This is a genomic window from Candidatus Woesearchaeota archaeon, from assembly GCA_018303425.1.
In the GTDB taxonomy this organism is placed as follows: domain Archaea; phylum Nanobdellota; class Nanobdellia; order Woesearchaeales; family JAGVYF01; genus JAGVYF01.
The window spans coordinates 15,020-27,288 of the sequence record JAGVYF010000023.1 but is presented as its reverse complement, the minus strand read 5'-3'; the positions used below and the strand labels follow the sequence as shown (position 1 = coordinate 27,288).

Below are 12,269 nucleotides of genomic sequence, written 5' to 3'. Positions count from 1 at the left end.
AGAAAAACCTATAGCCGTCACAAATCTTATCACGGGCAATGTGATTGGGACGCAACAAGAAAATGTTGATAACTCCACAGAAATTATTGTTGAGGAAGAGGTTGAAGAAGTTGAAATTGAATATTACACTGAAGCGCCAGTTGCGCATGAAACAAATATTTCTTCTAATAAAAAAGAAATTGTGATATCTTCTGAAACTCATTATGAGAATATTTTGGCGTATACAACAATTACTGAATCGCCATTATCAGCTATTAAATTGTATAGAACTACTGAAAGCATAAGGGAATTAACTGACTTATATCAGGCTAATGACAATAATAATAACGGGCTGATTGACGAAATTTATTGGATCGTTCCGAGCTTATCAAATCAAACTTATGAAGTTGAGATTACAGTTTTAGATGTGTTTAGTTATCCACATTCAGGGGATAATTGGACAGTTAGATTCGAGACTTCTGGTACTGCTGACTTGCGTATTTCTCCAACAAATGCCGAGTATGGAAATGAGCTTGATTTCTTAGAATTAAATTGCGGTTCTGCTAAGTTAGCCCCTATTCAGAATGGAACGCATATCATATATAATGATTACAATTGTGACAATGAAACAGGCAATATAATACATTATATGAATATTTCTGGTTATGCTATACTGAAGTTTGAGTTTGGCGATGAGGTTGCTTATGCTTATGACCCGTCTGTTCCAACTGCCGGTAACGTAACTATTCATCCTAGTGTAATCAACAATACGATTTCAGAAATCGGTGGCAAATGGGACTTTACAGATGGAGATAATGATTTCGAGAATGCAACTATTTATGAATGGTATATTAATGGCACAAATGCATGGAGAGATCCTAACTTAGTATCCTATTGGAAATTAGATTCTAATACCCTCGACAGCGCGGGCAGTAATAATGGTAATATAATAGGAAGTTTAGGCAATTATACAGGGAAAATCAAAAGAGCGTACCATTTTTCTAATAATTCATATATTGATTTAGCGACATATACGAGATCGGGAGAAATTTCAGTTTCGAGCTGGATAAACTTTGATACAGACTCGGCTACGCTTCAAACGATTCTTGATTATGCCGCAGTTTCATTTTCGCTGATTACCTCTATTGATTCAGTATTTTTCTGGCCAAATTCTGGAGGAGACGTGCATATAATTACCGGTTTAAATCTTAATCCCAGTCAATGGTATCATATGGGTGTTACATATAATTATGGATATAATTCAACGCATGGTAAAGGTATATTTTATTTAAATGGGGAAGCAAAACAAACATTTTTTGGCACAAATAGCAATGGCACGGCAACGGGTAAATCTATAGGGAGGTATGTAGATGGTAATTATTTCAACGGAACTATTGATGAGGTTATGGTATATAATAAAACTTTAACATCGCAGGAGATTGGTGACTTATATAATTTAACTTCATATGGTCAAATTGCCGCATCAGGCTTATCACATACTATTACAAATTTAAGTTCAAGATATTATAACTTGACTGGAACAAACCTAACTTTCGGTGTAACCCCTTATGATGGAGTAGACGGATATGGCGCGCAAGTAAACTCAAGTACTATAACGGTTGCAGATGTTATTTCGCCAACAGTAAGCAACCAACTAAATTACACAAATGATGGGTTCAATTATACAATGTCGGCGCAATCCAGTGAAGCGGGCTCATGCACATTGTACGGCAACTGGTCAGGCTCATGGACTAAGAATGATACTAAATCAGTAACAGCTAACACCTTGTTTAACTTTACAAGCCTGAACTTCACAAGTCAAAATACGAATTATTTCTGGGGCATGAACTGTTCAGATTCATCGGCCAATATTGGATGGGGAACGAACTATTCCTTTACAACTGTCGACACAATTCCGCCAACTATTTCCGACCAAGTAAATTATACGACGAATAGGCTGAACTATACAATGTCCGTAAAATCCACTGAATCCGGCAGCTGTACATTATACGGCAACTGGTCCGGAAGCTGGGCTAAGAATGAAACAAAAGCAGTTACAGCTGGCGCGAGATTTAATTTTACAAGTTTGAATTTTACTAGTGAGGGTTATAATTATTTATGGAATGCAAATTGTTCAGATTTATCAGGCAATCGCCGCATTGGCATAAATATCTCATTTACAACTGCAGACATTACTCCGCCAATAATTTATGACCAGTTAAATTATACAAATGATAGAATAAATTATACTTTTTCAGCTAATGTATCTGAAACCGGCCAATGTTCATTATTTGGAGACTGGGGCGGAAGTTGGCGTTTAAATCAATCAAATTCAGTCATTGCAAATCAAAAATTTAATTTTACAAGTTTAAACTTTACCGCGGATGGTTCAACATATATATGGGGCTTGAATTGTTCAGATTCTTTTGCTAATCAGAAATGGTCTGCTAATTATTCGTTCACTGTGCAAGATTCAGCAGACCCTGTGATAAGCAATCAGAAAAATTATACTAATGATAGAATCAACTATAATTTTTCATTAACTCTTTCAGAAGAAGGTACATGTACGTTATACGGTAATTGGTCTGGTTCTTGGGGTAAAAATGCAACTTCAGGGTTAACTGCCAATTTACCATTTAACTTTACAGGCATTCGTTTTATCGCATCTGAAACTAATTATCTTTGGCGTGTAAATTGTTCTGATACATCTAATAATCCAGTAACTGGAAATAATATTAGTTTCACAACTGCCGACCAAATTGCTCCAAGCGTTACGAATCTAGTAAATTATACTAATAATAGATTAGACTATTTATTTTCTTCACAATCCTCTGAATCTGGTTCCTGTACGTTATATGGTAATTGGACAGGGCTCTGGAATAAGAATAAAACTGTAAGCGTAAATGCAAATACTTTATTTAATTTTACGATAGTCAATTTTACAAATTATGGTTTTAATTATTTGTGGGGAGTAAATTGTTCAGACACAACTGGCAATAATGGTCAATCTAACAATGTTTCATTTGCAAGTTTAGATACTGCAGCGCCAAATATAGTTAATCAAATAAATTATACTAATGATAGAGAATTGTATATATTTTCAGCGAATTCAAGTGAATCTGGACAATGTTCATTATACGGCAACTGGTCAGGTGCATGGATAAAAAATTCAACAGTCTCAAATATCGGTAATGAGTTATTTAATTTTACAAATATAATCTTCGCAGTTGCAGATCAGAACTATCTTTGGGGCATAAATTGTTCCGACAATTTAGGAAATTCAGGGTTTGGCTCAAATTATTCTTTCTATAGCGTCGATAATACGCCTCCGATAATTTCAAATCAAATTAATTATACAAATGAAAGAATTAACTATACTTTCTCTGCGCAAAGCAATGAAAATGGTGTCTGTACTCTTTATGGCAATTGGTCAGGTACCTGGGGAAAAAATATAAGCAGTTCTGTTTTAGCAGGAACTGTTTTTAATTTCACAAATATCAATTTTATAACTCCCGGACTTCATTATTTCTGGGGTATGAATTGCAGTGACGGGAACCAGAATCTGGCATGGGGCGCTAATTATTCATTTGTGTCGGTTGAAATAAATTTACCTAATTTCACTTACATTAAAAATTACAGTGCAACCAATTCTTTGGGTATTATCGCAACAAGAGTAATTGATGACACGGGGATTAGTGCCTGTCAATTATGGACAAACATAACTGGCAGTTGGTCATTAAATCAGACGAATAATTCTGTAACAAATAATACATTATTCAATTTTACCGCATTAGGTAGATATCAAAACTTGATGTGGAACATAAGATGTAATGATACTTACGGTAATTATAGGTGGTTAACCGACAATATTGAAGGGAATATCTTAATTAATTCGACTATCTCTAGCACATTATCAGATTATGTTTTAAGAGATGATTTTGAGTCAGGCACAATTGGCAGTCAAGTTGGAGCAGTGCAGCAAGGACAGGCCGGTTGGGAAGTTACGGGTTCATATAACAAATATCAAAATATTAATAATGACAAATCTATGGAAGTAAGCGGGGGGAGTTCCAGCAGTTATGCCTGCGCAACAATATATCCTAGAGATAATAATATGACCTGTAAAACTGAAGTGTACCATAATGATTCATCTTCATTATACTTGTACTTTATTGAAGGGGCATCAACAACCTGCAGCGGTAGCACATTTGCAGCAGGCCGAATTAGCGCGCCCATATCAAATAATCCTTTTGTCGCGGATGGCACAGGCAGTGAATCTTTATCCTATACAATTAACACCGGTGAATTGTACAATTATTATGTAACTGATGATAATTCAAATAACAAAATCAGTTATTATATCGAACAAAATTCAAATACCTCTAATTATATCAACAGTAGCGCAAGAACCAGAGAATATAATACTAATAGTGTTAGAAAATTATTTATTTCATCCCATAGCGCGGATGCATATGCATATGTTGGCAGAGTGACATGCTGGAACGGCACAAAAGCCAATGAACCGTTAATCAGAATTTATAGCAACTATTCAGCCACCTTTGGAGATTTTATAGCTCCAACAGTTTCAAATCAAATTAATTATACAAATGACCAATTAAATTATACAATGTCTGCCAAATCAAGTGAAGACGGATCTTGTTCTTTGTATGGCAACTGGTCTGGTTCATGGACAATTAACCAAACATTAGGTGTAACTGCTAATGTGTTATTTAATTTTACAAGTATAAATTTTTCTTCAGGTAATAGTTACATTTGGGGTATGAATTGTTCGGATAGCTCAATAAATCAGGGTTTAGGTGTTAATTATACATTTTCAACTTTTGATTCTGCAGGTCCAAGCATAACAAATCAAAGAAATTATACTTTAGATAGAATTATTTATAATTTTTCATTAACTTCGTCAAAGACAGGCCAATGTAGTTTGTGGGGCAATTGGTCAGGTTCATGGGCCAAAAACGAATCTGCTGCAGTAATTTCAAATACTCCGTATAATTTCACCGGTATTAATTTTTCAACTTCTCAAAACATAGTTTGGGGGGCAAATTGTTCAGATACGCAAAGTTTTTCTGCCTGGGGGACTAATTATACATTTACAACATCTCCTATATATTCGGCGCAGATTGCCAATCAAACAAATTACACAAATAATTATTTATCGTTTATTATGTCTGCAGTTTCAAATGGCGGGGGTTCTTGCACTTTGTATGGAAACTGGTCTGGTTTGTGGGGGAAGAATCAAACTCTTGATGCAACAGCGAACCAGGCATTTAATTTTACGCCTATAACTTTTAGTTCTGACCAATCATATCTATGGGGAATTAATTGTACTAATAATTTGACAAATACTCAGGCATTAGGGATTAATTACACATTCAAAACTGATGATACAATTGCGCCAAATATTATCAGCCAAGTGAATTATACTAATGACAATTTAACTTATATTTTCTCCGGAACATTAAATGAAAAAGGTGCATGCACATTATACGGCAACTGGTCAACTGGTTGGTCAAAAAGGGAAACTAAGGATGTAACGGCAAATCAAGCATTTAATTTTACATTAATAACATTTACAAATATTGATGGAAAGCATTTGTGGGGGTTAAACTGTTCCGATACTTTTGCTAATACGGCCATAGGAACAAATTATACTTTTATAACTTCGGATCAATCACCCCCTTCAGTATTCCATTTGCTTGCAATAGCGGATAATATCTATGGTGACCAGTTGAATTATGATAGGAGCCCTTCATTTAATTGGACTACTGCCACAGATACAAATTTTGATGTTTATACACTTGAGTTTAGTACTTCATCAAGTTTTAACTATGTAAACTATACCTTAAATTCAACTTTAAACGCAACAGACTTAACGTTTAATTTATCTGAAAATTATAATTGGAGTTGGAGAGTTGTTGCATATGATATTTATAAAAATTCAAAAGTATCTGACGAAGTATTTGTATATTATTTAAATGGAACTGCCCCGCCTGCAATAACTATAACAACAACATCAACTGAAACAGTAACAAGAACAGTAACTGTAACACAAACCAGCGGCGGTGGCAGCGGTATAACTGAATATGTTTCATTAAGCTTAATAACTCCAAGTGAATTAATTATGCGGACAACTGATACAATTGATATTCCTATCTTATTAAAAAATAAAGATACCCCATTAAAAGGCGTTGTTTTATCCGCAGTTTCGAATACTTCCGGAATAGATGTGTCTTTCCCTGGAATTTCAAAGTTTGATATGATTAATCCATATGAACTGAACAGCACAAATTTGACTATTATTACAACCAATGTAACAACAGGTAAATTTTCAGTTACGGTTTTTGCTAATATTTCTAACCCTAAAATTACTGATTCATCTATTATTGATATTGATTTAACAACTGAAACCATAGATGATCCTGAAAGCGTTTTGAAGGAGCTGGTATTTGTAGCAGATTTATTCAGGGAACATCCGGAGTGTCTCGAGCTGCAAGAATTACTTGATCAAGCAAAAATGTCACTGCGTCAAGGTTTCAATGATAAAGCTAATGCATTAATCAATGCTGCTATAGAAGGCTGCAAAGAAGTTATAACTTCTGAAGAAACTATAAGGCCAATAATTGAAGCCCCGATTGAGATTATTACCCCTGAAAGCCCATTCTATCTTTCAATTTTATTGGCTTTAGTTTCAATTTCAATATCAATATATATCATAACAAGGCCAACAAAGGGTTTATATTTTAAGCAGCCCATAGAAAAACGTTCAGCATTAGCAGGTTTAGTTAAAGAATTTGTTCAATCAAAAAATAAGAAGAAAATACTAAAAAAACATAAAAAATCTGTAATAAAATGGTTTGGACAAACAGTCAGCATAAATAATTTCAAAAAAAAAGGTAGAAAATCATATAAATGAAAAATTACATTAATTCACATATAATGAATAAAAAATTGTTAAATTTAATATTTGCAGGTATATTTCTCTTATTAATAATTTCTTCAGCCCATGCAATAACTGGACAAGTGACTAGAAAGTTCTATCTCAATGAACAAAAAATCAATATTAATTCTCAAGCAGCAGAGGGAATAAACAGTTTTCAGAAAACAGTTAAAGTTTACAATGAAAAAGGAGATTTGTTAGGTGTTAATCCTAAAGACATTGAAGCATTAAAAACTACTTCAGACGTATTTAATCTTAATATACAACCCACTGAGGCTTTTTCGATTCAAGGTATAACCATTGAAGGGATATCTAAAGAGAATATTGATAAGGATTTAGTTATTTTAAGCGATATTCCATCAATCAATACAGCATTTACTAATTTTGATGTTCTTTCAAGCAGTGCTCCGTTGACTGATTTTAAGAATATGAAGCTTGATTATGGTTATGTTTGCGCTGGTCCCAGATATAAAATTTATAAATGCAAGGATTGGGATTATGTAAAGGGATTATGTCGTAATGACACATCATGGGTTGCCATTAAAGTTTTAAATAAGGGTTTGCAACGCGTAATATTAACTTTAGAGCCGGAAGATCCGGGCATTGGGATTGGTCCAGATCCATATGGCACCGTATGCGGTGATAGTTTTTGCGAAGGCGAAACCTTTGGCGAATCATGTTATAATTGTATAAGTGACTGTGGGATATGCGTTGCTGAGAAAAAATTTTCATTTTGGTCCTGGTTATTGGATTGGTTAACAGGCGCAGTGATAGTTGAAACGCCGGCGGGCCAAGTGACAAGAATATTTGATGAAGATACAAGTCAAGATTACAATGCAAATATTCCGGAGAATGTTTCAGAATCAAATGAAAGTTTAAAATATGATGAAAACGGAAGCTGCATAGAAATTTGGGAATGTGATTTCTGGGGTCCATATAATAGTGAAGGGTTTAGGGTTAGAGACTGCAGAGATAAAAATGCCTGCGGGACAGAAATAACTCTTCCTCCTACTGAAGAAAAATGTCAATGGATGGAGGAAGAACCAATTATAGTTCCAAGAGAATACAAACTTAAATGGGAAAGGGTATTAATTTTAATAATAATATTGATTGTTGTTTTATACTTTATCCTTGTTATTTATAGAATTATTAGGGAGATATTTAGAAAAATTCAGGGCAGGAGAAAACATGTACTAAGAAAAAGGAAAGACAGATTTGAAGCTTTAAGAGATAAGCTTGATGCGCTTTCCAAACAAACAATGTATACAAATAATTTAGGGGGGGTTTTAGATAATCTTTCTGATATAGTTAAAAGCACATTACTTGCCTTATTAGGCACAAAAGAAAATTTAAGTTTTTTAGAGTTAAGCCATCTATTAAAATCAGGTTCGCTTAGGCCGTCACAAAGAGAAAAAGCATTGGATTTAATTCGGGAGATGGAACTGGTAAGATTTTCAGGTCAAAATTTGAATAAAGAAACGGTATTAACACTTATAGGGAGGGCAAAATTATTAATACCCCGGGAAGTGCATGAACATAAAACTGGAGTATAAGTAACATATCTTGTTATTGTAGAGTCAATCATAAATCCTATTTTCCACCAGTATGTTTTATAGGAATGGCGCCAGGTTTCGATTGACGCGATTGTCGAGGAGTCCATTTATAATTTATTTTTACCGTTGCAAATATTGTTGCATATATATGGGAACGATTTAATCTTTTAATTCTTTCAATATTAATAAAAAATCTTCCATTAAAGTTTTAGTTTTTTCAACAGATAATATTTTATTGTTGTATCTTAAGTCATCTAATGTTTCCAAAAAAATGATTAACCTTCTTTTTGTATCTTCTTTAATTTTATTTATATGAACTTTTTGTTTAAATTCAGAAGGGGTAAACCCTATTTTTATGTCGTATAAATGACTTAAAAATTCTCTCACGAGTTGGTTTATTATTACAGGTTCATATACTTGAATCCTTAATAATTCTTCAAATTTGTTTTTAAAATTATTAATTATTTTTAGCTTTTCTTTTTTTTTGTTAATTTGAAATGGTGAAAGCGCATTTTTAGTTTTATATTTCCCTTTTTGTATTATTTTTTTTACAAATTTCCAAATCATAATAAGTACACTCTAATTGAATCTATTTAATTGTTTATTACTACTTTTGAGTGGATAACAATATTTATAAATCTATATACTCTAAATAAAATATGGAAAAAAAGAGGAGTAAGAAAGCTAATTCTAAATTAAAAATAAAGAAAAGGATTAAAAAAAAGTATCTCCGGAAAAAAACTATTTTAGGTAAAAATTTATTTTTGCAGCAATTTAAAAAACTAAAAGATAAATTTGTTAAAAAATCTCCTCCAATTAAAGTTTCTCCTAAGGAAGTTAAACATTTCGGAGAAGTGGTTGGAAAAATGCGAAATGAAATGGGGAAGATAGTTATAGGTCAGCATGAAGTGATTAATGGCGTAATAAGGGGGTTAATTGCAAATGGCCATATACTTGTCGAGGGCGTTCCCGGTATTGCAAAAACTCTAATAATTAGAACATTAGCAAAAGTAACCGGGTGTTTGAATAATAGAATACAATTTACTGTTGATTTGCTTCCTACTGATTTAACCGGTATTACTGCATATGATAAAGTGAAAGGATTTTACACCATCAAGGGTCCAATTTTTTCAAATTTTATAATTGCAGATGAAATTAATAGGTCTCCCCCTAAAACGCAATCTGCTTTGTTAGAGGCTATGCAGGAAAAACAGGTAACTATTTCCAAAGAAACATTTCATATGATGAAACCATTTTTTGTTATGGCTACTCAAAACCCGATAGAGACTGCCGGAACTTATCGTTTACCTGAAGCGCAGATTGATAGATTTTTATTTAAGGTTTTAATCACATATCCTAATTTTGAACAGGAAAAACAAATATTGAGCACTAATATGACATTAAAAGAATTTGATAATTATGACATTAAAAGTGTAACCAATTCCAAAGAAATTATCCAGATGCAGGAAATTGCGCAAAAAATTTATCTTAGCGAAGAAATTGAAAAATATATTGTTGAGATTGTAATGGCAACACGCAACCCTAAAGATTATAATTTAAAATTAGGAAAGTATATACTCTATGGCAGTTCGCCTAGGGCGTCAATTGGATTGTTCATTGCTTCCAAATGTGATGCTTTAATGGCTGGTAAAAATTATGTTGTTCCCCAAAATGTTAAAAATGTTGCATATGATGTGTTAAGGCACAGAATTCTTTTGACTTATGAAGGGCAAGCTGAAAATATTAAGACTGAACAAATCATCGAAGAGATTTTAGATAAAGTACCGATGCCGTAGGAGGATTAAAGTTGGCAAAAAAATCTAAGTTTAAAATTGATATTGGGAAAGCAATCAATAGGCTGGATATTGAAATAAAACGAAATGCTTCTGCGCAAGCTATCGGTTTTTATAAAAGCGCTTTTCGAGGCCAAGGTTTAGAATTTGAAGAATACGCAAATTATGGGGTAGGAGAAGATGCGAGCAATATTGACTGGAAAGCTTCTGGCAGATCAACTTCTTTGCTAGTGAAAAGATATATTGAAGAAAGAAATTTAAAAGTTTTTTTTTTAGTTGATGTTAGTTCTTCAATGATTTTTGGTTCGGGTATAAAGTTAAAAAATGAATATGCTGCAGAACTTATATTATCATTGTCTCATTCTATGATTGAAGCAGGGGATGAGGTAGGGTTTGCATTGTTTAATGAGAATGTCACAAAAAAACTAAAACCTGCTGGCGGGAAACCCCAATATTATCAAATAACAAAAGCGCTGGTTAACCCTGATTTTTATGGGGGGGGTTATAATTTTATTGAAGCCTTGAATTTTGTTAAAAACTTTTTAGATGATGAGGTTTTATTGATAATTGTTTCAGATTTTATAGGATTAAAGGGCAATTGGGAAGAAAAAGTTAAATTAATTGCCAATCGATTTGATATAATTGCTATGATGATTCGTGATCCTCGGGATTTGAAACTTCCTTCAGACCCCGGGCAAGTAGTTGTTGAAGACCCGCACACTGGAGAACAAACATTAATAGAACCAAATAAAATTAGAAAACTCTATTCTAAAATTAATAATCAGCAAATTATAAAAATAAAAAAGGCATTTGTCAAGAATAATTGTGATTTTATAGATTTTTATACTGATAAACCTTATATTACGAGGGTAATTAGTTTTTTTAAGATGAGGGCTTTTAAAGTTACATAAAAATGGTATTTTTATCTTTTACAGATCCGGTGTATCTTTGGTTTTCATTTGCAATACCTTTGTTAATTTTAATACATTTTATAACTTTAAGATTCAGTAGAAGAAAAGCTTTCAAATTTGCAAACTTTGAAACCATACAAAGGATTACTGGCGGGGTGCTACTTACTAAAAATACCAGTTTGTTAGTTATTCGTTTAATTATTTTAACTTCGCTAATTTTGGCTATATCCGGAGCTATATTTAATTATATTGGGAGCGGTACTAATTTCAAATATGTTTTAGCAATAGATGCCTCTAGCAGTATGACTGCTGAAGATATTGCGCCGAGCAGGCTTGCAGTCGCCAAAGAAGCTGCAAAAATATTCGTTGATGAAATTGGGAGCAAGACTTCTATAGGCATAATTTCTTTTGCAGGCACACCTTTAATTAATGAGCCAATAACCTTATCAAGAGCAAATGTAAAAAATGCAATTGATGAGATTAGGATATTAGCTATTGGCGGCACCGATATAGGGGGAGCTATAATAACAGCTATAAATATGTTTGAAAGTTTAAGAGATGATTTAGGGGGGGGGAAAGCCATAGTTTTACTAACAGACGGAAGGAGCAATGTTGGAATCTCAATAGATAATGCAATAAATCGCGCAAATGACATGAACCTTGTAGTTCATACTATAGGTATAGGTACAAACGAAGGCGGTTTATTATTAGGCACAAATGTTACATTAAAAATAGATGAAGATGGACTATTCAATCTTGCAGAAAAAACCGGCGGGGTTTATTTTAAGGCTGAAACTCCGGAGCAATTAGTTGAATCATATAAGCAAATAGCAAATATTGGCATAACTAAAATTTCGCTTCAATTGAAAACTCCTTTGTTAATATTAGGTTTATTCTTATTGTTATTTGAATGGCTTTTAATGAATACAAAATATAGAATTTTGCCATAGTAAATTAATTTTTACGCATAATCTACACCTAATTTGGCAGCAATGTTAAATTAGATAGTATGACTTTAGGATGCTAAAGAATTACAAAAATAAGCAAACATTTATATAAAAATACAGGATATAAA

At 33.0% G+C, this 12,269-nt stretch carries 6 protein-coding genes; 5 read left to right on the top strand and 1 reads right to left on the bottom strand.

The features are described 5' to 3' along the window. Positions 1-40 precede the first annotated feature (40 nt). Positions 41-6,913, top strand: a complete 6,873-nt coding sequence (locus J4418_03855) for a LamG domain-containing protein (protein MBS3113190.1) — start codon at positions 41-43, stop codon at positions 6,911-6,913. After that, positions 6,910-8,490 (top strand): hypothetical protein, encoded by a 1,581-nt coding sequence (locus J4418_03850; GenBank protein MBS3113189.1) that lies wholly within the window; start codon positions 6,910-6,912, stop codon positions 8,488-8,490. Before J4418_03855 ends, J4418_03850 begins: the two co-directional genes overlap by 4 nt. 159 nt (positions 8,491-8,649) lie before the next feature. Here J4418_03850 and J4418_03845 read toward each other — a convergent pair whose 3' ends face one another. Then, positions 8,650-9,057 (bottom strand): hypothetical protein, encoded by a 408-nt coding sequence (locus J4418_03845; protein ID MBS3113188.1) that lies wholly within the window; start codon positions 9,055-9,057, stop codon positions 8,650-8,652. A gap of 299 nt (positions 9,058-9,356) precedes the next feature. On the opposite strand from J4418_03845, the gene J4418_03840 reads away from it, so the two are divergent. From J4418_03840 to J4418_03830, 3 genes are read left to right on the top strand one after another with little or no spacing between them, the layout of a single operon-like run. Further along, complete coding sequence (locus tag J4418_03840; protein ID MBS3113187.1) at positions 9,357-10,286, top strand: MoxR family ATPase; 930 nt, start codon at positions 9,357-9,359, stop codon at positions 10,284-10,286. A gap of 11 nt (positions 10,287-10,297) precedes the next feature. Beyond that, entirely contained in the window at positions 10,298-11,194 is an 897-nt protein-coding gene (locus J4418_03835; protein MBS3113186.1) for a DUF58 domain-containing protein, read from the top strand. 2 nt (positions 11,195-11,196) lie between these two features. After that, positions 11,197-12,144 carry a VWA domain-containing protein gene (locus J4418_03830; GenBank protein ID MBS3113185.1) on the top strand — a complete coding sequence of 316 codons (948 nt, stop codon included), beginning with the start codon at positions 11,197-11,199 and terminating at the stop codon, positions 12,142-12,144. Positions 12,145-12,269 lie beyond the last annotated feature (125 nt).

Bases quoted from the DNA above. Each gene is read 5' to 3' on its own strand.
- J4418_03840 (MBS3113187.1), top strand. From the start codon at position 9,357: ATGCGAAATGAAATGGGGAAGATAGTTATAGGTCAGCATGAAGTGATT.
- J4418_03830 (MBS3113185.1), top strand. From the start codon at position 11,197: ATGGTATTTTTATCTTTTACAGATCCGGTGTATCTTTGGTTTTCATTT.
- J4418_03845 (MBS3113188.1), bottom strand. From the start codon at position 9,057: ATGATTTGGAAATTTGTAAAAAAAATAATACAAAAAGGGAAATATAAA.
- J4418_03850 (MBS3113189.1), top strand. From the start codon at position 6,910: ATGAAAAATTACATTAATTCACATATAATGAATAAAAAATTGTTAAAT.